This window comes from Halalkalibacter alkaliphilus (genome assembly GCF_023555415.1).
GTDB classification, from domain to species: Bacteria; Bacillota; Bacilli; order Bacillales; family Bacillaceae_D; genus Halalkalibacter; species Halalkalibacter alkaliphilus.
Window position 1 is genome coordinate 85,389 of sequence record NZ_JAKRYL010000011.1, and the last position, 22,779, is coordinate 108,167.

Below are 22,779 nucleotides of genomic sequence, written 5' to 3' on the forward strand. Positions count from 1 at the left end.
GCTACCCTTATGATTTCGTTGATTGTCTAAATTCAATTCGGTGCGGGAGCACAACAACATGATCTGTTACTTCTTCTTTGTTCATGAGTTTCGTCAATAAACGCATAGAAACGGCACCAATATCATACATTGGTTGGACAACTGTAGACAACGTTGGGCGAACCATCGTAGCTAGACGCGTATTATCAAATCCTAACACTTCAATATCATCTGGAATTGTTAACCCTTGGTCTTGCGCACCATGAATAACGCCTAATGCCATTTCATCTGTAGAAGCAAAGATGACAGAAGGTCTGTTTTCTAGCTCCAAAAATGAATTCATTGCTTCTATACCTGAATCGTATGTGTAATCTCCGATGACAACTAATTCCTCATCAAAAGAAACTCCCGCTCCTTCAATTGCTTCGCGATAACCTAAGAACTTCTGATACCCATTAACCGGATCATCAAGCGTACCTGAAAGCATTCCAATACGAGTATGACCCTTTTCTATTAAATTCGAAATGGCATCATATACGGCTTGTCTATAATCAATGTTTACTGATGCAATTTCGCTATTAGCATCAAGTGTAGCGGCTAAAACAACAGGGACTGGTGAACGCTTAAATTGTTCAACATGCTCTTCAGTAATGTGCCCACCCATAAACACAATACCGTCTACTTGTTTCTCAAGTAACGTATTAATTAAGTGGATTTCCTTCTCTTGGTTTTGATCCGAGTTACAAAGGATAATGTTGTACTTGTACATTGTGGCAATATCCTCGATACCTCGTGCTAACTCAGCAAAGAAAATACTTGAAATATCAGGTATAATCACTCCAACAGTTGTCGTTTTCTTACTAGCAAGTCCTCTTGCCACAGCATTTGGACGATAACCAAGTCTCTCAATTGCTTCTAACACTTTCTTTCTTGTTGCTGGTTTTACATTAGGGTTTCCGTTTACGACACGTGAAACGGTCGCCATCGAAACACCTGCTTCTCTTGCTACATCATAGATTGTTGTATTCACTAGGATCCTCCTTAATTTTTGAAAATAAACTTTTCGTTTTCATGATTGTATAGATATCATACGATACTATGAAGAGGTCCGCAATGTTCTACACTATTTATATCGACAACCTTCAAAAATTTTTCATAGTATTTTCAAAAAAAACTACGTTCATTCACCTTTTTTCGCTTCTTATCGACAAAAAGAGAGGGGATGTCCTAAAAGGTCTGTTTCGACCTTTTAGGACATCCCCTAAGCAATGAGCAGAGTCGCTACATCTTTAATAATCCTTTAGAAGAATAGTTTACACACTCATGGGTGTAGCGACTTTGTTCTCGACTATGAGACAGTCTCTTAGTATTAGCCCTTATATAAACCCGAAGCTTGCAAATCATCAATAAATTTATTGAATTGAGGAATATCCATTTGCTGTGCTGAATCAGATAAAGCTACTGCAGGATCTGGATGAACTTCTGCCATGATTGCATCTGCACCGATAGCTAGTGCAGCTTTAGCTGTTGGAAGTAATAGATCTCGACGACCTGTAGAATGTGTTACATCAACTAGCACTGGTAAGTGAGTTTCTTGTTTTAAGATCGGCACTGCTGAGATATCTAACGTGTTTCTAGTAGCTGTCTCGTATGTGCGGATCCCACGCTCACATAACATTAAATTACTGTTCCCTTTTGCTACGATGTACTCTGCGGCATGGATAAATTCTTGAATTGTTGCTGATAGGCCACGTTTTAATAATACTGGCTTATCAACCGCACCTGCAGCTTTTAACAACTCAAAATTTTGCATGTTGCGAGCACCAATTTGAATTACATCTAGGTATTCTATAGCTGTTTCAATATCAGAAGGATTTACAATTTCACTAATAACTACCATATCAAGTTCATCAGCAACTTGCTTTAAGATTTTTAAACCCTCTAATCCTAAACCTTGGAAATCATAAGGAGACGTACGTGGTTTAAACGCTCCTCCACGTAACAACTTAATTCCTCTTTCTTTAAGTGCTTTCGCAACGGTTAATACTTGCTCGTAACTCTCCACTGCGCATGGCCCCATAACAAGACGTTGCTGACCATCCCCCATCATAACACCTTTAAGATCGACAACGGTGTTTTCAGGGTGCTTTTTACGTGAAACTAGTAATGCTTTACTATTATCTTCCTCTTGCAGTTCCAGACTTGCTTTGAAAATTTGTTTAAACAAATGCTGTAATGTAGATGTCTCAAATGGACCTTTATTATTTGCGGCAATATGGTCAAGCATGCTACGCTCTCTTACCGGATCAAATCGATTTACACCTTGCGTACTTTTTACTTTTCCAATTTCTTGAACAAGACGAGCTCGCTCATTGATTGTTTCAAGAAGCTTTAGGTTCACCTCGTCTAACTCTGTTCTCAACACATCTAATTGGTCATTACTCACTATTCTCCACTCCCTTTTACAATGCTTCTTTTGTATTTAAAATTCATTATATATGAAAATTCAGAGAATGTCACGCTTTTTTCTTTAACGCTTTTAAGCTTTTATGCTTTTTAGCTTTTAAGCGTTAAAGTGTTATTTTGAATTGCTTTTTTGTTCTTATGAATTATTTATATTATGTGGCGCATGAGGTTTTTGCCATCATAAATGTGAAAACCCCTCATTCCTTCGTCAGGATGAGAGGTTTTCTTTTCAATCGTTTATTTCGACTGTGCTGCAGCAGTTTCTTCTTCTTCTATCTTTGATTGAATGTCACTAATCTCCTGTTTTACCGTCTCAGCAATTTCTTCCCCTGAGTTTTGAACTTCTCCAGCAAGATCTCCTACAATTTCTTCAGCTGAGTTAGATGCCTCTTCAGCCTCAGTTTTTAAATTTGAAGTCGCCTCTTTTACCTTACCTACGACTTGTGCCGATTGGTCTGAAACAACTTTAGCAATATTGGATGACTTTTCCTTCGCATAAGTAGCCCACTCATTTCCTTTATCATATGCAGTTGATGTGAATTGAGTCGTTTTATCGCGGGCAATTTGTGCCTGTTCGTTAATTTCGCTACGGAGTTCTTTCCCTGATTTAGGTGCCAAAAATAAGGCTGCTGAAGCACCTACAATCCCACCAATTAATGATCCGATTAAAAAATCCTTTGTGTTCATGCTATTCTTATCGCTCATAACCTTTCTCCTCCTTCAACTCACTCTGTTCTTTTTTTTGTTTAAATTTTGAATATAAATCAATTGCGACATTGCCCCATTGAACGGCTTTTGCAATTTGATCCGATTGTTTAACAACTTGAGATGAGACTGTATCAGAAACATGTCTGATGGACTTATTGACTTGCCCAACCGAATCACCAAGATCCTTTACTGATGCAAATACTGTATTCAACGATTCCGATTTCTCTTGAAGATCGTCAGCTAAGCGATTCGTACGATGTAACAATTCCTCAGTCTCTTTTGTAATTCCTGTTACTTGTTTTTCTAATCCAGCCATCGTATTCGCAACATGATCAAGCGTTCGATTTGCTGATTTCAATGTTCGAACCAAATATATGACTAATACTGCAAAGGCAATTGCAGCTACTAAAGCACTTATGTACAATAAACTTTCCATTATAGATCTTCACCTCCTTGACTTTCCGATCTATAATTCGTAATACCCAATCTCACGAGATATTAAACCTCTCTATGAGTAATAATTCGTGGTTGTCTCGGAATCTCCTGCATCTTTTCACAATTACTGTTATGTTTTCCTATTATCGTATACAATAAGAAAGAACGTTTAAGGAGGAATTTGAATGAGAGATCCGAGAATTCAAACATTAGCCAAAAATTTAATTACCTACTCGGTTGAGTTAAAAAAAGGGGAAAAAGTTTTAATAGAAAATTTTGGCCTTCAACGCGAGCTAGTTACTGCGCTTGTACAAGAAGCCTATCTTGCTGGAGGACTTCCATTTGTCTTATTAAAGGATCATCAGGTGGATCGTTCTTTATTAATGGGCGCACAAGAAGAACAACTTGAAATGATGGCTACCTTTGAAGCTCAAGTAATGAGTGAGATGGATGCTTATATTGGTCTTCGTGCAGGTGACAATATTTCAGAACTGTCCGATGTCCCAAATGATAAGATGGCATTACACGGCAAAACAGTTGGTACAAAGGTTCACAGAGAAATTCGTGTCCCAAAAACTAAGTGGGTTGTTTTAAGATATCCAAGCTCGTCTATGGCACAGTTAGCTAACACAAGTACAGAAGCATTTGAAGACTTTTATTTTAATGTTTGTAACTTAGATTACAGCAAAATGGATGAAGCGATGGATTCATTAGTTGCCTTATTAAACCGCACGGACAAAGTACAATTGAAAGGTCCAGGTACTGATTTAACTTTTTCAGTCAAAAATATCCCGTCTATTAAATGTGCGGGAAAACGCAATATACCAGATGGTGAAGTTTACACAGCTCCAGTTCGCAATTCAGTTAACGGAACGATTACATACAATACACCTTCTCCATATCAAGGGTTCACGTTTGAAAATATTTCATTTACATTTGAGAATGGAAAGATTGTTAAAGCGTCAGCAAACGATTCTGAGAGAATTAATAAAATATTAGATACTGATGAGGGAGCTAGATTTATTGGAGAATTCGCGATAGGTGTAAACCCATACATTCAACATCCGATGAAAGACATTCTTTTCGATGAGAAAATTGATGGAAGCTTTCATTTCACGCCAGGTCAATGTTATGAAGAAGCTTCAAACGGTAACTCATCTAGCATTCATTGGGATATCGTGATGATTCAACGTCCAGAATACGGTGGGGGCGAAATTTATTTTGACGACGTTCTCATTCGCAAAGATGGTCGCTTTGTTGTACCAGAACTAGAAGCACTGAATCCGGAGAACTTAAAATAAAAGGCCACAAAAAGGGTGACTCACAACGTTTGAGTCACCCTTTTCTTAATTGGAAATAGCTTTTTCATAAGCTTGTTGGAACTTTTGAATATCGCCAGCTCCCATAAAAAGAAGAACACTATTATCGTGCTTTTTTAGTACCTCGATTGATTCTTCCGTTATTAAGTGTGCATTTGGAATTAAATCTTTTAAATCACCAATCGTTAAGGAACCAGCTTGCTCTCTTGCTGAGCCAAAAATATCACACAAATAAACAACATCTGCCTGTTTTAACGACTCAGCAAATTCGTTAATAAATGTTTTCGTTCTTGTAAATGTGTGAGGCTGAAAAATAGCTACGACATTGTAATCTGGGTATTTTTGTTTCGTCGCCTCAATGGTCGCTGCAATTTCAGTTGGGTGATGAGCGTAATCATCGATTAACACTTGTTTGTCAATCACTTTTTCCGAAAAGCGGCGTTTAACACCTTTGAATGTCTTTAAGTGCGTTGCAACCACATCTGCCGGTACATTTTCATAGTGACAAAGCGCAATGACAGCTAAAGCATTTAAGACGTTATGCCTTCCGTACCCTGGAATCGTAAATGTTCCATATAGGCTATTACGAACGTACACATCAAATTGCGTTCCTTCATTTGTTGTCTCTACATTTCTAGCTTGAAAGTCGTTATGTTCTCCGAAACCATAATATACAACAGGAACATTGGCATGAATTCCTTGTAAATGTTCATCATCACCACATGCTACGATTGCTTTCTTCACTTGCATGGCCATTTCTTGAAATGCAGAAAAGACATCTTGAACATCTTTAAAGTAATCTGGATGATCGAAATCAATGTTTGTCATAATGCAATAGTCAGGTTTATAGTTCAGGAAATGACGACGATACTCACAAGCCTCAAACGCAAAATATGTGGAATCTTCTTCTCCTTTTCCTGTGCCATCACCAATTAAATACGAAGTAGGAAAAGCTGAACCTAAGACGTGAGCTAACAACCCAGTCGTTGATGTCTTTCCATGAGCTCCCGTTACCGCAATACTTGTAAAGTTTTGTATAAATTCACCTAAAAAGGTTGGGTATTTCTTCACTTCTAGACCTAATTCATGAGCTCTTTGTACTTCTTCATGATCATCACCATAAGCTGCCGATACAATCACTTGTTGATCACTTTTAATATTGTTACGTTCAAAAGGCAATAAATTAATCCCTTTTTGTTCAAGCGGGCGCTGTGTAAAAAACTGTTTTTCAACATCCGACCCTTGAACTTGTTTTTTCATATCATGTAAAACTTGAGCAAGTGCGCTCATGCCAGAACCTTTTATACCAATAAAATGGAAATTTGTCATATTTGGACCTCCAAAATTCACATGGTTTTCTTGCGTCCAATGGTATCAGTATTGCATTTGTTTAAAAATGTTCTCTCTTATCTATGCAACCCTTTTATACATTTGCATTGACCCATTATATCAGAAAACAACGCTATCACCAATTTGAGCCGTTCTTCTGTATTCACCCCATAGTATATGATATAACACGAAGAAAAGACCCTCTTAAGTAGAGGCTACAGAAAAAGGTTCACTTTTTCCTTTTCTATAACCTCTATTCTTTAAAAGGAACCGATATTGTGAGTATATCTTACGCATACAACTATAATTAAAGTTGCACGGCAAAACGCACGGATCCATTGTTACTTCCTTAATTTACTCTACTATTTGTAGTCTTGGGTTATCACGGAATCTTCGACCAGCCTTAGCTTCATGCTCACCATTTAACAGAACATTGTCACCCGTAAAACCAATGTTAAGCTTCAATAAGCTTCCTCCAACACCATATATGTCGACTGGAACACCCGCTTCTTCATATTCTCTTATTCTTGTAGCAGTGAAGCCACCAGTAGCAATAATTTTAATATGCTCAAATCCTTCCTTATCTAACGCTTCTCTTAAAGCAAAGATTAAAGTCGGATTTGCACCACGCGGGTCAAAAGCCCCCATGACTTCTGGCTTTCGGCAAAAATACTGGTCAACCATCGTTCTAGATGTATCAACTCTTACTCCTTTTAGTTCCGTGCCGAATTCACGAGCTACTTTTAAGGAATCCGTAATAACATCATTATTGTAATCAACAAGGGCCATCAAATCATCTTCTGGATACGTTTCTTTGTACGCACGAGTTGCAGCAACAACATCTCCTTGAAACAGCTGTATTAAGGCGTGAGGCATCGTTCCCATTCCTTTTTTCCCCCACCATTCGTTCATTGCATGTGTCGCTTGTGCTTTAGAACCTCCAATAAAAGCTGCATAGCCATCTCCAGATTGCTGCGTAAAGTGATCATCACGATCACCCATGAAAATAATAGGTTTTTGAATTCCCGATTGTCTAGCAGCCTTAACTACATTATAGACATTTGTAGCTACAGATGTGCGTCTAGCAAAGATCCCATCGATAATTCCCTCTAAATAGCCAAAATCCTCGTATTTACCAGCAATTGTTAATACTGTTTCGAATGGTTTAATTTTATCCCCATCTTCTAAAGACCTAATTTCAAGGTCATTTGCGTTTTGAGCAAATGTTTTTATTAATGCAATGACTTCATCAGTCCCACATAAAACCGCGTGTTCCTTTTGAAAAAATTGCATTGTCACAATGTTATTTGGACGATATTTTTCAACAATCTCTCTTGTTTTCAAAAAATAAACGGCAGAGAACCAGCCCTCTTGAACACGTTCATCAAATTTAAAAGTTTCGTTTGTTAAACGTTTTATTTCTCCATTTAATTTCCGTGTAATCTCTTTCATCCATCTAAACTCCTTGTAATAAACCATTCAGCAGTAGAATAGGTAACGTTTTTATCTTACTATCATATATAACCTTTTCCATTAAGACAAGGTAAAAAATAGTAGAACTTCATTACCCCTCTTTATGATAGAGAACTTCCTCAAGCTCGAGTTCATCTACAAGTACGTGTCTTGGCTTACTCCCCTTCGCTTCAGATACAATTCCTCTTTCCTCCATCATATCAATAAGTCTAGCAGCTCGGTTATAACCAACACGGAATCGTCTTTGTAAACTTGAAGCAGAGGCTGATCCCTGGTCAATAACAAAATAACAAGCTTCTTCAAAATGCTCATCATCGACTACTTCATGGGCAACATGCTTTAATTGCTCCGTTTGCAATAAGTACTCAGGCTCTCTTTGCTTCTTCACGTGCGCAACAACATCTTCAATCTCTTCATCAGATACGAAAGTTCCTTGAACACGAACAGGTTTCGGCGAGCCATTTTCATGAAAAAGCATATCCCCTTTACCTAACAATCTCTCAGCTCCTCCCATATCCAAAATCGTTCTTGAATCGGTTTGAGAGGATACTGAGAAGGCAATTCTTGTTGGAATATTCGCCTTAATCAACCCAGTAATGACATCAACTGACGGCCTCTGAGTTGCAAGCAATAAGTGAATTCCACATGCTCTTGCTTTTTGTGCAATCCGACAAATTGAATCTTCTACCTCTTGTGGGGAAACCATCATTAAATCAGCTAATTCGTCGATGACTACTAAAATAAATGGAAGAGCAGGCTTATCAGGAGATTCAGAATAAATCTCATTATATCTGCCTACATCACGCACACCTTGCTGACTAAACAATTCATATCTACGCTCCATCTCAAGAACAACCCATTTTAAGGCCGCAGTTGCCTGTTTGGCATCTGTAATAACAGGTGTTACTAGATGTGGTAACCCATTATATGGGGCTAGTTCAACCATTTTCGGATCAATCAACATTAACTTCACTTCATCCGGAGTCGCTTTAAATAATAGACTAACGAGAACCGAATTAATGCAAACACTCTTTCCAGATCCGGTAGCACCTGCAACAAGTCCATGAGGCATTTTCTTTAAATCCGTTACGATAGGTTGTCCGGAGATATCCAGTCCTAGTGCAACCGTTAATGGTGACTCAGAACGTATAAAGTTTTTTCTACGTAGAATTTCTCGTAAAAATACTGGGGTAGACGTGCGATTAGGAACTTCTATGCCGATTGTGTTTTTACCTGGAATTGGCGCTTCAATTCGAATATCTTTAGCAGCTAATGCTAGCTTCATATCATCGGTTAACCCCGTTATCTTTGTTACTTTCACACCCCGACCAGGTTGAATCTCAAACCTTGTAACAGAAGGGCCTTTCGTAACGTGAACAACTTTTGCATCAACATGAAAACTTTGCAAGGTTTCTTCTAAGATCGTACCTTGTTCCTTAAGCCATTCTGACTCATCCTTTTCCTGTAATTCAGGGTAATTAAGAAGTTGAATACTAGGATAAGAGTAATCAATTGGGCTTTTCTCAGGTGTAGGTGCAGATACTTGAGACTGTTTCCTTTTTCGATCCTGTGGTAGCATCATTACATTAAATGGAATTGCTGCTTTTTGAGGTTTGCTCACCTCAGAAGTCTTGTGATCCTGTTCTTCCTTTTTAGGTTTCATAGATTCAACAGAAGACATTTCAACTTCTCCTGTTTTTTGCTTTGGAGATTCCTCAACTGTTTTTAGAAAGCTCTCTTGATTTCCTTCAAACTCCGAAGCTTCGGGCTCTATGTAATTCTCTTCAACTTTTCCTTCTACTTGTTTAACTTCTGTTAATTCTGCTTCTTCTACTGGTTCTTCTACTGGTTCTTCTACTTCTGTTAATTCTGCCTCTTCTACTGGCTCTTCTACTTCTGTTAATTCTGCTTCTTCTGGTTGTGCTACTTCTGTTAATTCAACTTCTTCTTCTGATTGTGCTACGTCTATACTTTCTTCTAGTTCTATTTCCGCTTCATTTATTTCCTCGAATTCTTCTTTTATTTCCTCTACAGTTTCTTTGACATTTACTTCGCTTATTTCCTCTATTTTTTCCTCTAGTTCTTCTACAACTGTAACAAAAGTTACATTCTCCTGTTCTTTTCTTTCTTCTTCTTGCTGAGATGTTGCTCTGGCTAACGCCTCTTCTAAAACGGTAGGTACATTATAGGGCCTTCCTTTTACTTCAGTTGAACCTAGTTCGAGCTCATCTGTTAAACCTTTTACATCTTGAACCACTTCAAGTTCATTCTCTGAACCTTTTCGCTCCTTAATCACTTCTTCACTCGAAATTTGAATTTGTTCTACAGGATTTTTTTGTTCGATTTTTGGCTTAATTTCACTTTGTAAACTCTCTGTGACATTTTTCTCTATTCTCTTTTCTATTTGTTCAACGTTATGAGGTTTGGCTTCCTTTTTGCTTTTATCCTCAAACGGAAGAACAGATAAAGTGTCACCCAATCTACTTTTTGCCGATTCTCTTGCTTTAAAACCATACACTGGGGATGGAATCTCCGACAGCTTAAACTCGGATTTCGAGTTAGAGTTCCATGTTGGATCAACCTTTTCCACTTGTTTTGCCTTTTTCATTGTAGGATTACTTGATCTGTTGTCAAACTTTGGTTTCCTGTTTTTCGATTCGCTCACTTTTGCTTTTGGTTTATCATCAATTAAAGGAAAGCGAAAATTTCCTTTTTTCGGATATTGATAAACAACCTTAGACTCACTTTTTTTATTTTCTACTTGAAAAGACTTATACGTCGTCTCCGTGCGATGCTGCCTCGCTTCTATTTCCTTTTCTTCCGTAGGTTCTCCGCTTAAAAATTGTTGGAGCCTCCTCATCCAGCGATGCAATGTTCCCATTGTGATCACTCTCTTTCTTCAATCATTTCTTCTAGTAACGATAGAAAAAGGTTGACTCATACCAATCTAATCAATGTTAGAAGTGATCTGTTCCTAACAATGAACAGACGCATTGGATTTGAGACAACCTTATATCATCACAGTTATTTGAGCACGGCACCAATCTCATATCAATCGCCTCTAGCAAAAACGTCCTTTTCGTTCAAGTAATGCATGCACTGAATGTATACCATTCCTCTATGGCTAAAAAAGACATTGTGTTTTGACAATTATTTTTTGTTCTCTATAACTTTATCATTGTACCATAATTAATCTTATTGTGATGGGGCTTATCGACCTAATTCTATTTTGGTTTTCTTTGCGCCAAAATAAATGTTGGTTCTAATTCCCCATCTTCGTAGAGGAAAGGTAGTGCCGTAACCGGTACTCTCCCTTCTCCAAAGAACTGAAGAGCAAGTTGTGCAAGAACATCATAGCCTCGTTCATTTACAATATCAGCAAAAATAAGTACATCTTGATGCGGGACAGCAACAGCTAGTTGGCCAGTTGCCTTCTTTTCCATTTTCTCTAACAATGATTGATCGAGAATTCGACTTGCATCAAATCCATCTTTTGCTCGTAAGAAAAAGAAGCGATTTCCTGCTACAGTATCTTCTTTTAAAGGCTGTGGCAATGATCGAACGTTAAACATTGCTACTTCGCGAATTTTTTCCTTCGTAAATGACGTCCCTTCAAGCATGCTTTCTTGGATCAGAGTGTATGATTCTCCTTGATCAATAACGTAATAGACCCGTGTTTCAGCAGTATGTTCGTCAAACAACAGTGCATCTCCTGCATTTGACTCTGTCGGGAAAGAAGTAGAACGAATGACTGGGAAAATTCGTTTCTCATTCCCTGTAATCATTGGCTTATGTTTCATCGCTTCTAGTCCGACCTCAACATACCGAACAACTTCATCGATCGAACTAAACTCTTTCCTCTCCCATTTAGCAAGCAATGGTTTTAGCGAAAGAGTAACTCCTTTTTTTATTTCATCATCTTCTATTCGTAAAGTCGATTCCTTATGATCATAAAAAATGGTCCACCCATCTCTTGTTAACCTCTTCTCAATTTCTTTTCGAAACTGTCTCATTTCCATAAAACGATCCTCTCCTTCTATCTATCCTATTTTATCAGAAAGGAATAGACGAACCAAATTGATTGATTTAAAAAAGGATTAAACGTACATTATCAAAATTGCAAAAAAAAAATCGCACTTTTCTAAGAAAGTGCGAAGTACTGCGATGGCTCCACTCGCCGTGTGCCTTTATGAGAAAACCGCTCATAAAGGCTTAAAACATAACGGAGGCTCCGCTCATCGCTTCGAGTTTTTCAAAAAAGGTAAAAGGCGACCTTTTTCGAAAAACTCTTAAAAATGTGATTCTGCTTTTGTAAGAAATTCTTCAATCTCTTCTTGTGATTTGCGATCTTTGCTGACAAATCGTTCTACTTCTTGCCCATTTACAAAAGCTAGAAAGCTTGGGATCCCAAAAATATTTAATTCTCCGCATAAGTCGATAAATTGATCGCGGTCTACGTAGTAGAATGAGAAACTTGGGAAGTCAGCTTCTATTCTCGGTAAAACTGGCTCAATTACACGACAATCTGGACACCAATCAGCAGAAAACATAAATACAGCTGATTCCTTACTCGAAATTTCTTTAAATTGTTCAACACTTTGAAGTTTTTCCAATTAAAACACCTCTCACCTTACTTATTGTTCTATCTTCATATCTCCTAATCGAATGGTACCTCTTTTTCTCATCCATTCAGCTATGAGTAAACTAATTATAGCAGGTCCAATGAAATACAGTAAAACAACACCAATTAATACATGCATGGAAAACCCCATATGTGTAAATGTCATAATCGGACCAACGAGTCCACTCGTTCCCATTCCGGCTCCTGCTGGATTGTTCGTCATTTTGAATCCAACAGTCGCAACAGGTGCTAATAGGGCACCTGCAACTGTTGGAGGAATAAGGATATACGGGTTTTTAACAACATTCGGCACTTGGAGCATCGAGGTTCCTATTCCTAATGAAACTAGTCCAGACCAACCATTTTCGCGATAGCTACTAACAGCAAAACCAACCATTTGTGCCGCACATCCAACCGTTGCTGCACCTGCAGCAATTCCTTCAAGTTCTAACATGATTGCTAGTGCAGCACTTGAAATGGGCGCTGTTAAAGCTAGTCCCATTAACGTTGCCACAATTATCCCCATCAAAATTGGCTGTTGTTCTGTTCCCCACATGATAAGGGAGCCAAATTGCTGCAGGCCTGCTTGAATCCAAGGTCCAATGATAGAAGCAGATAAGAAGCCTGTAATAATGGTAACAAGCGGTGTTAAGATAATATCAAGCTTTGTTTCTCCTGATACCATTTTTCCAATTTCCGACGATATAACAGCCGCTACAAAAGCTCCGGCTGGTCCACCTAACTGAGCTCCCGCTGCACCGCTTACAATCGTCGCAAAAGCAACGAGTTTTGGTGCCTTTAATCCATAAGCGACCGCAACACCAATTGCCGGTCCCATTAATCCCATTGCTAGAGAACCAACTTCTTGTAACCACGTCCCTACCGTTAACATTCCTGTATGAAGAGCCACTTGCTCCCCTACTGTACGGATGATGAGTCCAATAATTAGAGAAGCAAATAGACCTAATGCCATATGGCTTAACGCGGTTATGAAATATGTTCGCCACGAAAGGTCAATCCCTTTTTTCTTTAAAAATGTCGTCACGAATAGTATCCTCCTACATCAAAAGAAATCTGTTATTTAGCTTGATATGACTGAACAATTTCAGTCATTGCTTCAATGCTGTCCCTAAGGTCATTATAGGTTGTAAGCGTTGATAACTTTGCACCGCCGACTGTTACAATGACAAATAACTGTTCTTCGTCTTCTTCAGTTACAATTAAATAGGCCAACTGATCTTCTGCCTCTAAAAGCTCGTAAAGCAAAGCCCCACCCGCAGCCTCTAAATCACGTTGAAGATGAATACTACTTGTTGCAGGTTCTGCTGGTTGATGAAATAAAACGAATAATTGCTCACCACTTTGAAATAAAGCATTGTATTCAATGTCCTCTATTACTTCAAATCCTCTAGGTAAGTAAACTTGAAACATTGATAACTCAGTATTAGGTTCAAGAGAATCTTCTGCTAGATTATGAATAAAGGCTTGATGACCTAACTCTAACGCCTCTTCTTCTGTGACTTGGCAACCTACAACTAGTAATAGGAACGTAAGAACCAAACTTACTTTCCAACATTTTGTAATCAATTATTACACTCCTTTTTTCTTATCTTGCACAATTCTACCTAATAATACCCCTGAAGCCACTAGCTGACAAGACAACTTTCCACTACCCCTGATATAATAAAACTGACTCATTACAGAATAGGAGTGATTTCATGAAATTAACCGTCTATTTAGCAGGAGAAATTCATAGTCCATGGCGTGAGTATTTACGTAAGCAAGCAAGTGAACGTAACCTTCCACTTGTCTTTACCGGTCCTATGGAAGATCATGATCGTTCAGACAACATTGGTGAGGAAATTTTAGGGGAACAGCCAAATAAAGTGTTAAAAGACGAAACAGCTTCTAGTATTAATAATTTACGAACACAAATCTTACTTTCCAAATCTGATGTGGTCATTGCTTACTTTGGAGAAAAGTACAAACAGTGGAATAGTGCAATGGATGCAGCAACAGCTATCACCTTAAATAAACCAGTGATTCTTATTCGTGATGAAAAACTTCACCATCCATTAAAAGAATTATCTAACAAAGCTCAAATAGTTGTCGAGACACCCGAACAAGCTCTTCAAGCACTTTCATATGTTTTTGAATAAGGAAAGCCGCGCATGCGGCTTTCCTTATATGCAATGCGCGAAGCCGTCGCTTTCTTTTAAGCCTTTTTTCTGAGTGGTCTTCTCAGAAAAAGGCGCGCGACGTGCGGAGCCATTGCACTTCTTCGACTTCACTTTCAAGCCCCTTGATTAAACTCAAGCTTTTTAGCAAAGCCGCGCATGCGGCTTTCCTTATATGCAATGCGCGAAGCCGTCGCTTTCTTTTAAGCCTTTTTTCTGAGTGGTCTTCTCAGAAAAAGGCGCGCGACGTGCGGAGCCATTGCACTTCTTCGACTACACTTTCAAGCCCCTTGATTAAACTCAAGCTGTTTAGGAAAGCCGCGCATGCGGCTTTCCTTATTAGCAATGCGCGAAGCCGTCACTTTCTTTTAAGCCTTTTTTCTGAGTGGTTTTCTCAGAAAAAGGCGCGCGACGTGCGAAGCCATTGCACTTCTTCGACTACACTTTCAAGCCCCTTGATTAAACTCAAGCTGTTTAGGCAAAGCCGCGCATGCGGCTTTCCTTATATGCTTTCACACTCCCTTACTACCTAAAAAAGGTAACCGCTAAGTAGAAACAACCTAGCCGTCACCTCTTTATGTTGCATTCATTTCGTTCCTTCTGCCAATTTAAACATTCCGATTGCCATCCCTATGCTCGTTAAATAAATGGCCCCCGTAAAGGCAAGTACAATAGCTACAGTTGCTCCAGTCATTGTCACCACTCCTTCTTACATCAAATTCTTACTCCCACTTTTATTATAATAAGAAGTGAACAATGTGACTGAGCTAGTTGTGTCTATAATTTTACAATTAATGGAATTATTAATATAAACACTATGATTAAATTGTTAAGAATATTAATGTCTTGCTTGTACTAATGAAGTAACATATTGTCCGTATAACAACCTAACTATGTGAGCAAAAAGTTCTTTTCTACTTACCCAACCACTCGTATATATTCCAATGGCTCCTTCTTTTTTTCTAGTGTGAATATTTCCTGTTACATCAGCCATTACAGTACCAAGTTCATCTCCTTGCCGTAGTCTATTTGCAACTTGTTCTGGCAATGGGAACTTTGCTCCACTTGCTATCCATTCAGCTCCTTCTTTATGCGATAGAACTCCCCAGTTACAGAGTAACAATCCCGATTCCGTTTCTTGCACCCCACCTTCCAACCCAAAAGCCAAGTCAGCACCAGTCATGGCAAGTGCATGTTTGGCTCGGTTTCTGGCTCCCTTTAACGTTTCGTTATCGGAAAATGGCTGTCCATTTACTCCTGATTTTGCTTTGACGCTGATAAACGTATGCCCCTCTCTTATGAGCGAATCTTGAACGGCATGTACTTTTGCCGGGTTTTTTGTTCCTATGGCAACAATCATTGTTTACTCCTTTCTTTCCAACAACAAAAACAAGGTTGACCTACAAGGATTAATCCCAAGCTGTCAACCTCATTTAAGTCTTATTTTGCCGCTTTATACTCCTTCATTAATAGTCTTTACCGTACTATTATCGGTTGCTTTCACTAACTTAACAATCAATTCCTTTGCTGCTGCATAATCATCAATATGAACGATCGAAGCTGATGTATGAATGTAACGAGAACAAATACCAACGACTGCAGATGGAACCCCGTTACCAGACATATGAACCCGGCCTGCATCGGTACCACCTTGAGAAATGAAATATTGATAAGGAATTTCATTTGATTCCGCCGTATCTAGTACAAAATCACGCATTCCACGATGGGTAATCATGGATCGATCATAGATCCGAAGCAATGCTCCTTTTCCAAGTTGACCAAATGCATCTTTTCCTCCTGTTGCATCATTTGCCGGACTTGCATCTAATGCAAAGAAAATATCAGGTTGAATCATATTAGCTGCTGTTTGGGCTCCTCTAAGTCCAACCTCCTCCTGTACGGTTGCACCTGAGTACAAAATGTTTGGTGTTTCTTCATGCTGTAATTCTTTTAATAATTCAACAGAAAGCCCAACGCCATAACGATTATCCCACGCCTTAGCTAGTATTTTTTTGTTGTTAGCCATCGGTGTAAATGGACAAACCGGAACAATTTGTTGACCTGGTTTCACCCCAATATTGGTCGCATCTTCTTTATCGTCAGCACCAATATCAATATACATTTGCTTAATATCCATTGGTTTCTTGCGCTGAGCCTCTTCTAATAAATGAGGAGGTGTCGATCCGATTACACCAATGACTGGGCCATTATCAGTCATAATTTGCACACGCTGTGCAAGAAGGACCTGACTCCACCATCCTCCTAATGTTTGGAAGCGAACCAAACCATTCTTGCTAATCGATTTAACCATGAAACCAACTTCATCCATATGACCAGCTACCATCACCTTTGGCCCATTCTCTAACCCTCGCTTCACACCGAAAATACTGCCTAATCTGTCTTGAATAATTTCATCGGTATATTTTTCCATTTCAGAGCGAACAAATTTACGTATATCATGTTCAAACCCTGGGGCACCTTGAAGTTCTGTTAATGTTTTGAACAATTGCATTGTTTCTTGATTCATATCATAAAACTCCTTTCGATTCCCGAATAATTATGTATCATCTTTATCTTATCCGAAACACTTTTTGATTTCCACCGTAACCTTTATTCTAAAGAGATCATATATAGATTGAAACCGTTATTCTATTTTGGATATACTACAAAGTGAGAGTAATCTAAATGTGAAAGGATGAAAACTGATGGTGAAACGATTCATTGCAGGATTAGGAATTGGTTTAGCAGCAGGATATCTACTTGGTCCAACGTTAAAAAGCGATAAAATATCTCCGGAAAAAGCATTAAAAGAAGTAAAAAAAGCCGTATCTAAAACATATGCAATCTCTGGTTCATGGATTCATATGATCCCAGAAACTGTTGACCGTAATAATATCTCCTATACCGTTTATCGCGGTGGCCTTTCCACTACTAATGAACAAGGAACGACGCAATTTGAATTTTTAGTGGATACAAAGTCCGGTACATTACTTGAACTTCAATCATCTTAGAACTGAGGTGACTCTCCGCTACATATAGCTATAGAGAGTCACCTACAAACACCTAAAAAGGCTGCACTCTTTTTTATGACTTTCTAATAATGGAATCAACGATTTCACCATTCTTGTTCCATTTGATTGCTCGATACTTGTAGTCATGATAAAACAAAATATAAGCTTCTTGTTCTTTTGCGAAGGTTTGCCATTTCTCTTTTTCATGTATAGACGTGATTGGATAATCGTCATATGCGAGAACCCATAATACATTTGAGTGTGCTTCAGTTGGCATAATATCAGCTAAATGAAGAAATGTTTCTCCTTCATGCTCAATAACGAGAATGCTATGCCCTTCACTGTGTCCACCAGTATGAATAAGACGGATGCCTGGTATGATTTCAATTTCATCTTGAAATGTTTTCACCTTGGATTCAATCGCCTTCCAATTCTTTTCCCAATATGTATTGATAGACCTAATATTAGGATGTTTCATCTCATTCCATTCCACTTCAGAAGTAATGACGAAAGCGTTATCAAAGACAGGTACATCTTCTCCGTCCACATCCATAACAAGTCCTGTGGCGTGATCAAAATGCATATGTGTCATTAAGACAAAATCAATATCTTTTCGACTGAGATATAAAGCTTCTAAGTCTTTTTCAAGTGATGACTCTTCAGTGACACCAAAATTTCTTTTTTGTTTATCCGTTAAGCGGCCTTTCCCAATTCCACTTTCAACTAAAATGCGGTAGCCATCTTTTTCAATTAGAAAAGGATCTGTACGTAGTTCAATTTGATTCTTATCATTATGTGGATATCGTTTACTCCATAAAGGTTTCGGTACAACACCAAACATCGCTCCTCCATCCATATGAGTAACGCCTCCATTTAACCAAGTGATGGACAACCCATTTCGTTCAATTCGTTCCATTTTGATCAGCCTCCCTTTGTTAGTTTTTAGTTTTCATAACCTATTCTATTCTTGAAGCATGAAAGCCATGTTTTCCATCTAAAAAAGGAAAGAATCCCTATTCGAATCCTCCCCTTTGGGCTAGTCCTTTATGATCTAAATTTAGACTCACAACGATAAATTCTCATTCCTTTTCTTGAGAATTTACGTTCATATTCTGTCATAACATTCCCTTTTATTCCACTGCGGTGCAAATCTAAGCTTACATTGTGCAACGTCATTCCATATCCAGAAAAACTTTCCAAAGAGTATTCAAATAGACCTTGGTTATCGGTTTTAAAATGAATTTCGCCACCATCAACTAGAATTTGTTCATACATTTCTAGAAACCCCTTATAAGTAAGACGGCGCTTTTCATGACGATTTTTTGGCCAAGGGTCTGTAAAATTAATAAAAAGACGTTCAAGTTCTCCCTTATTAAAGAAATTAAGAATATCTGCTACATCTTCATTTAAAAACTTAAGATTTGGTCGATCTAGATCTTTTACTTGCTCTAGAGCTCTGAGCAATACACTATCATACTTTTCAATTCCGATAAAATTAATATGTGGATGAAGCTCACTCATTCCAACTAAAAATTGTCCTTTCCCTGTTCCTACTTCAACATGAATTGGATTTTCGTTATTAAAAACCTTCTTCCAACTTCCCTTATGTTGACTAGGATCATGAACAACAATATTCGGATATTGTTTTAACTCATCCTTTGCACCTGGTATATTACGTAAACGCAATTAAATCACCTCTAGTTATTTATTTAAACAATTGATTATAGCTTGTCTGCCTCATGATTATTTAAGTTTCGAATAGCATTTACTTACATAGTGCAAAATAATGCGTAAGGAAATACATAAAAGGAGTGTACGATTATGCCTATTACAAATCAAGATAAATTACGGTTACTAAAAGACTTATTGGAAAATCAAGCTGCTGAGAACTACATGACAACGGATGAAGCTGAACAAATTGAACGACTGTTATCTTCCCTAAATGATGATCCCACTTTACAACCTGTCGTTTCACAAACTTTAAGTTTAATTCAGGAAAAACATCAGCTAAACCATGAGCCGTTTCAACAAAATGATGTCGAACAATGGTTAAACGCTCTTACAATTGAATAATTCGACAGCATCTATATTTATTCCTCAGGAAATATCTACATGAACCGAGGAAATCTTTTATACAACACAAACCAAAAGACTCACCATCTTAGAAACGGTGAGTCTCTTCTAATCTTCAAGTAGGCTTTTTATATAATCCTTTAATTGTTCTGCCTGTTCAAACTGACCACGGCCAAAATGCCATAGTAAAACAGAGATCGATTGAGAAACAACATACCAATGCATCCGATTCCGTAAACAATCTTCAAGCTCAACACCATATTGGCGCAACCAGTACTCCCATTCATTCCGAGGAATATAAGAGTACAACAGGAGTCCAAGATCAAGAGCTGGATCCGAGACAGTTGCCCCATCCCAATCAATTAAGTAAAGGTGCTCTTCTTCATCAAGCATCCAATTATTATGGTTAATATCACAATGACAAACTACAAAATGTTCATGAAGGACAGATTCCAACTTATCAAATAAATAAGTCATTCCAAGCTCAATCGTTTCATCCTCTATTTGAAAGGCTTGTAACTGCCTTCGCAAATTCTCAACGATGACATATGGTGTCAATGGTTCATTGCCAATCCGTTTAAACATATCAAGTAGTTCACTTGAACCATGAATTTTTGCAAGTAACGTTGCAACTCTGCTCTCTTTCATTTCATATGCCTTTAGCTCACGACCTTGCACCCATTTTTGGGCTGTAACAACATCACCGTTCTCTAAGCGCCTGGTCCAGAGTAACTTTGGAACAATTCCTTCGGCTGAAAGGACAGCAAGAAAAGGCGACGAGTTTCTTTTCAAGAAAACTGTCTGTTCACCTTGCTGGGCTATATATGCTTCTCCTGTTGCACCACCAGCTGGATGAACTTTCCAGCCATCTCCTAAAAATTGTTCCACCCAATTCACCCTCAATTTCATAAACTATCCATCACTTACTTTATATTAGTATTATATCGTATTTGATGACTTTTACCTATTTCATTTTAAAAAATTTATGCAAAAGTAAGACAATCGGTTGATTTATTGTATAAAAATCCTTGCCTCTATTTTGTCTTATAATTCACACAAACTAAAGTTGATAGCGGAGAAACGTTTACGCAGTCCTCTCCTATTTTGCTTAATGGTATCAGAGAAGCGGCCTGATCGTCAACGACTACGTACCATTCGTTCTCTTTCGGGAGCAAAAGCCGTTTAGAATGAAGACTAGCGTTATGGATAACGATAATATCATCCCAACGATCCAACTCACCAAGATTTCTTAAATGATAGGCAATGCAATCTGATTCAACTAGAAGCAAATGAAAATGTTCTTTAATTAACTTATAAGTTTCCATACGTAATGCCGGGTGAAAGCGTCTGATTTTAATAAGTCCACGAATATAATTGACCGTTTTTTCAAAATGTGCTCGTTGCCCCCAATCAAATTGATTTACCCAATCTGGTTGGTTGTAGCTGTTTTCGATACCATGTTTGGTACGAAACCACTCTTGTCCTGCATGTAAAAAAGGGATACCTTGAGAGAGCAATACGATGGAAGTTGCTAGTCTGTGTCGTTTTTCTAGAAGAACTCCTTCTTCATACGGATGAATTCTTTTTAACTTATCCCAAAGAGTGTGATTATCATGAGCCTCCACATAATTAATTGCCTGCCTTGGATTTGTAAACAGTTCAATGCTTCCTCTCACACCGCTTAGTATTTCATCTATCGAAAAATCGTTGCCACTAATAAATCCAGGCTGTATCGATTCAAATGTACTACCTTTAATCCCATCTCGAAACTTATCTTGAAAAAATCCGATTTCTTTTAATTCTCGTGCTTGATCTGTAACTGCGCGTATTTCAGTTGGATAGGCTGTCGGAAGATCCCAACCTTCACCAAGAACGAATATATCTTTGCTACTCTTAGTAGTTTCCTCTGTTACTTGCTTCATTGTTTCGACATCCAAAATGCCCATCAGATCAAAGCGAAATCCATCAACCTTAAATTCTTTTAACCAATATGAGATGGAGTCTACGATCATTTTCCGAGCCATTTTCCGCTCTGATGCAAAGTCATTCCCTACTCCTGTTCCATTGCTCATTTCTTTCTCACCTGTATAACGAAAGAAATAGCCCGGTACAATATTCTCAAGTGGAGATTCTTCCCAAATATATACATGATTAAAAACGACATCCATAATTACTCGAAGCTGTTTCTCGTGCAAACTAGCTATGAGTGACTTCAGTTCCCTAATTCTTGAATAACCATTATACGGATCGCTTGCATAGCTCCCTTCTGGAACAAAGAAATGAGTTGTATCATAGCCCCAATTGTAATGAGTAGGATTTTGCCTGTTACTCTCATCAATACTTCCAAACTCTTGGACCGGCAGCAACTCTACATGAGTGATCCCTAATCTTTCTAAGTAGTCAATTCCAGTAACTAAGTTCTTTTCATCAAAAGTGTTCGTTTCGGTCATTCCCAAATACTGACCTTTTTTCGTAATCCCATTCAATCTTCCAATTGTAAAATCTCTTATATGTAACTCATAGATGATGACATCATTTTTTGCTTGCATAGGCTCTAGCTTTGGCCAATTTAACGGATTCGTTTTAGTTAGATCCCCTATCATTGCTTTTTGACCATTCGCTGATAAAAATTTAGCATAAGGGTCAACAACCTTACGCCAAGATTGGTTCACACACACTTCAAGTAAATACCAAGCTCCATCCCTATCGCCTTCAAGATTCACTCTCCATACACCTTTGTCATCACGATAACAGGCTTTCCTCTCTCCTTCTTCATCGTACCAATTTTCGAAAAGAACGAGATTCACTTTTGTGGCAATAGGAGCCCAAATGGCAATCTTTGTCCATTCTTTTGTATAGGTCATGCCAAGATCATCGCCGGCATAATAAAACAACTCGTCAAATGCTTCGGTCCTCACCACATCAGTAATTTGGACAAAGCTTCTTCCTTCACCAAATTCAACATAGTTATCTTCTTCAAAACAAAAAGGCTCAGTTAACTGAAGGTCTACCTCTTGGCCATTTACTCCTTTTAACAAAAGAGGCCACTTCCCAGAATCATTACTAATAAACCAATTTTCTTCAATATGCTCAATGGAACTTTCCATGGTGACTAGGATGTTGTCAATGGTGACGAGCGTTGCAAATTTTATCGGATGATTGACAAATGACTCCTTCTTTTGCTTCAA

At 38.2% G+C, this 22,779-nt stretch carries 21 protein-coding genes; 4 read left to right on the forward strand and 17 right to left on the reverse strand.

Translation table 11 applies throughout. The annotated features are described in order from the left end of the window. Positions 1-7: 7 nt before the first annotated feature. From ccpA to MF646_RS11950, 4 genes are all read right to left on the reverse strand, one after another. Positions 8-1,009 (reverse strand): catabolite control protein A, encoded by a 1,002-nt coding sequence (ccpA, locus tag MF646_RS11935; RefSeq protein WP_250096725.1) that lies wholly within the window; start codon positions 1,007-1,009, stop codon positions 8-10. A gap of 339 nt (positions 1,010-1,348) precedes the next feature. Continuing rightward, a complete protein-coding gene (locus MF646_RS11940) occupies positions 1,349-2,425 on the reverse strand; it encodes a bifunctional 3-deoxy-7-phosphoheptulonate synthase/chorismate mutase (protein ID WP_250096726.1) in 1,077 nt (358 codons plus the stop codon). A 257-nt stretch (positions 2,426-2,682) separates the two neighbouring features. After that, a complete protein-coding gene (locus MF646_RS11945; protein WP_250096727.1) occupies positions 2,683-3,150 on the reverse strand; it encodes a YtxH domain-containing protein in 468 nt (155 codons plus the stop codon). Continuing rightward, positions 3,140-3,589 carry a DUF948 domain-containing protein gene (locus MF646_RS11950; RefSeq protein WP_250096728.1) on the reverse strand — a complete coding sequence of 150 codons (450 nt, stop codon included), beginning with the start codon at positions 3,587-3,589 and terminating at the stop codon, positions 3,140-3,142. The genes MF646_RS11945 and MF646_RS11950 overlap by 11 nt, the downstream gene beginning before the upstream one ends. A 184-nt stretch (positions 3,590-3,773) precedes the next feature. On the opposite strand from MF646_RS11950, the gene MF646_RS11955 reads away from it, so the two are divergent. Next, positions 3,774-4,889, forward strand: a complete 1,116-nt coding sequence (locus MF646_RS11955) for an aminopeptidase (protein WP_250096729.1) — start codon at positions 3,774-3,776, stop codon at positions 4,887-4,889. Positions 4,890-4,934: 45 nt separating this feature from the next. On the opposite strand, the gene murC is transcribed toward MF646_RS11955, so the two are convergent. From murC to MF646_RS11990, 7 genes are all read right to left on the reverse strand, one after another. Continuing rightward, positions 4,935-6,236 carry a UDP-N-acetylmuramate--L-alanine ligase gene (gene murC, locus MF646_RS11960; RefSeq protein ID WP_250096730.1) on the reverse strand — a complete coding sequence of 434 codons (1,302 nt, stop codon included), beginning with the start codon at positions 6,234-6,236 and terminating at the stop codon, positions 4,935-4,937. Positions 6,237-6,590: 354 nt separating this feature from the next. Then, positions 6,591-7,688: a nicotinate phosphoribosyltransferase gene (locus MF646_RS11965; RefSeq protein WP_250096731.1), complete on the reverse strand. Its 1,098-nt coding sequence runs from the start codon at positions 7,686-7,688 to the stop codon at positions 6,591-6,593. A 112-nt stretch (positions 7,689-7,800) separates the two neighbouring features. Continuing rightward, positions 7,801-10,590, reverse strand: coding sequence for a DNA translocase FtsK (locus MF646_RS11970; protein ID WP_250096732.1), 2,790 nt, complete (start codon positions 10,588-10,590; stop codon positions 7,801-7,803). A gap of 343 nt (positions 10,591-10,933) precedes the next feature. Beyond that, positions 10,934-11,728, reverse strand: a complete 795-nt coding sequence (locus tag MF646_RS11975) for a DUF1444 domain-containing protein (protein WP_250096733.1) — start codon at positions 11,726-11,728, stop codon at positions 10,934-10,936. 270 nt (positions 11,729-11,998) lie between these two features. Continuing rightward, complete coding sequence (locus tag MF646_RS11980; protein ID WP_250096734.1) at positions 11,999-12,322, reverse strand: thioredoxin family protein; 324 nt, start codon at positions 12,320-12,322, stop codon at positions 11,999-12,001. A gap of 21 nt (positions 12,323-12,343) precedes the next feature. Continuing rightward, a complete protein-coding gene (locus tag MF646_RS11985) occupies positions 12,344-13,375 on the reverse strand; it encodes a PTS sugar transporter subunit IIC (protein ID WP_250096735.1) in 1,032 nt (343 codons plus the stop codon). A gap of 32 nt (positions 13,376-13,407) precedes the next feature. Next, the gene (locus tag MF646_RS11990; protein WP_250096736.1) at positions 13,408-13,917 is read right to left on the reverse strand and encodes a hypothetical protein; all 510 of its coding nucleotides are present in this window, start codon (positions 13,915-13,917) and stop codon (positions 13,408-13,410) included. 131 nt (positions 13,918-14,048) lie between these two features. On the opposite strand from MF646_RS11990, the gene MF646_RS11995 reads away from it, so the two are divergent. Then, a complete protein-coding gene (locus MF646_RS11995) occupies positions 14,049-14,489 on the forward strand; it encodes a YtoQ family protein (RefSeq protein ID WP_250096737.1) in 441 nt (146 codons plus the stop codon). An 856-nt stretch (positions 14,490-15,345) separates the two neighbouring features. On the opposite strand, the gene MF646_RS12000 is transcribed toward MF646_RS11995, so the two are convergent. Beyond that, positions 15,346-15,867 (reverse strand): DUF84 family protein, encoded by a 522-nt coding sequence (locus MF646_RS12000; RefSeq protein ID WP_250096738.1) that lies wholly within the window; start codon positions 15,865-15,867, stop codon positions 15,346-15,348. A 93-nt stretch (positions 15,868-15,960) separates the two neighbouring features. After that, a complete protein-coding gene (locus MF646_RS12005) occupies positions 15,961-17,034 on the reverse strand; it encodes a M42 family metallopeptidase (RefSeq protein WP_250096739.1) in 1,074 nt (357 codons plus the stop codon). Between the two features lie 178 nt (positions 17,035-17,212). Here MF646_RS12005 and MF646_RS12010 point away from each other — a divergent pair, with 178 nt between their 5' ends. Continuing rightward, the gene (locus MF646_RS12010) at positions 17,213-17,518 is read left to right on the forward strand and encodes a PepSY domain-containing protein (RefSeq protein WP_250096740.1); all 306 of its coding nucleotides are present in this window, start codon (positions 17,213-17,215) and stop codon (positions 17,516-17,518) included. A gap of 73 nt (positions 17,519-17,591) precedes the next feature. Here MF646_RS12010 and MF646_RS12015 read toward each other — a convergent pair whose 3' ends face one another. Further along, positions 17,592-18,434, reverse strand: a complete 843-nt coding sequence (locus MF646_RS12015) for a YtnP family quorum-quenching lactonase (protein ID WP_250096741.1) — start codon at positions 18,432-18,434, stop codon at positions 17,592-17,594. Positions 18,435-18,562: 128 nt separating this feature from the next. Beyond that, on the reverse strand, positions 18,563-19,204 hold the full coding sequence (trmB, locus tag MF646_RS12020; protein ID WP_250096742.1) for a tRNA (guanosine(46)-N7)-methyltransferase TrmB: 642 nt from the start codon (positions 19,202-19,204) through the stop codon (positions 18,563-18,565). Positions 19,205-19,339: 135 nt separating this feature from the next. On the opposite strand from trmB, the gene MF646_RS12025 reads away from it, so the two are divergent. Beyond that, positions 19,340-19,591, forward strand: a complete 252-nt coding sequence (locus tag MF646_RS12025; protein ID WP_250096743.1) for a YtzH-like family protein — start codon at positions 19,340-19,342, stop codon at positions 19,589-19,591. 108 nt (positions 19,592-19,699) lie between these two features. On the opposite strand, the gene MF646_RS12030 is transcribed toward MF646_RS12025, so the two are convergent. Together MF646_RS12030 and pulA are read right to left on the reverse strand one after the other, a co-directional pair. Then, on the reverse strand, positions 19,700-20,494 hold the full coding sequence (locus MF646_RS12030; RefSeq protein WP_250096800.1) for a phosphotransferase family protein: 795 nt from the start codon (positions 20,492-20,494) through the stop codon (positions 19,700-19,702). A 131-nt stretch (positions 20,495-20,625) separates the two neighbouring features. Then, the gene (gene pulA / locus MF646_RS12035) at positions 20,626-22,779 is read right to left on the reverse strand and encodes a type I pullulanase (RefSeq protein WP_250096744.1); all 2,154 of its coding nucleotides are present in this window, start codon (positions 22,777-22,779) and stop codon (positions 20,626-20,628) included.

Bases quoted from the DNA above. Each gene is read 5' to 3' on its own strand.
- MF646_RS12025 (WP_250096743.1), top strand. From the start codon at position 19,340: ATGCCTATTACAAATCAAGATAAATTACGGTTACTAAAAGACTTATTG.
- murC (WP_250096730.1), bottom strand. From the start codon at position 6,236: ATGACAAATTTCCATTTTATTGGTATAAAAGGTTCTGGCATGAGCGCA.
- MF646_RS11975 (WP_250096733.1), bottom strand. From the start codon at position 11,728: ATGGAAATGAGACAGTTTCGAAAAGAAATTGAGAAGAGGTTAACAAGA.
- MF646_RS11950 (WP_250096728.1), bottom strand. From the start codon at position 3,589: ATGGAAAGTTTATTGTACATAAGTGCTTTAGTAGCTGCAATTGCCTTT.
- MF646_RS11965 (WP_250096731.1), bottom strand. From the start codon at position 7,688: ATGAAAGAGATTACACGGAAATTAAATGGAGAAATAAAACGTTTAACA.
- MF646_RS12015 (WP_250096741.1), bottom strand. From the start codon at position 18,434: ATGGAACGAATTGAACGAAATGGGTTGTCCATCACTTGGTTAAATGGA.
- MF646_RS12010 (WP_250096740.1), top strand. From the start codon at position 17,213: ATGGTGAAACGATTCATTGCAGGATTAGGAATTGGTTTAGCAGCAGGA.
- MF646_RS12000 (WP_250096738.1), bottom strand. From the start codon at position 15,867: ATGATTGTTGCCATAGGAACAAAAAACCCGGCAAAAGTACATGCCGTT.
- MF646_RS12005 (WP_250096739.1), bottom strand. From the start codon at position 17,034: ATGAATCAAGAAACAATGCAATTGTTCAAAACATTAACAGAACTTCAA.
- MF646_RS11970 (WP_250096732.1), bottom strand. From the start codon at position 10,590: ATGGGAACATTGCATCGCTGGATGAGGAGGCTCCAACAATTTTTAAGC.
- MF646_RS11955 (WP_250096729.1), top strand. From the start codon at position 3,774: ATGAGAGATCCGAGAATTCAAACATTAGCCAAAAATTTAATTACCTAC.
- MF646_RS11995 (WP_250096737.1), top strand. From the start codon at position 14,049: ATGAAATTAACCGTCTATTTAGCAGGAGAAATTCATAGTCCATGGCGT.
- MF646_RS11945 (WP_250096727.1), bottom strand. From the start codon at position 3,150: ATGAGCGATAAGAATAGCATGAACACAAAGGATTTTTTAATCGGATCA.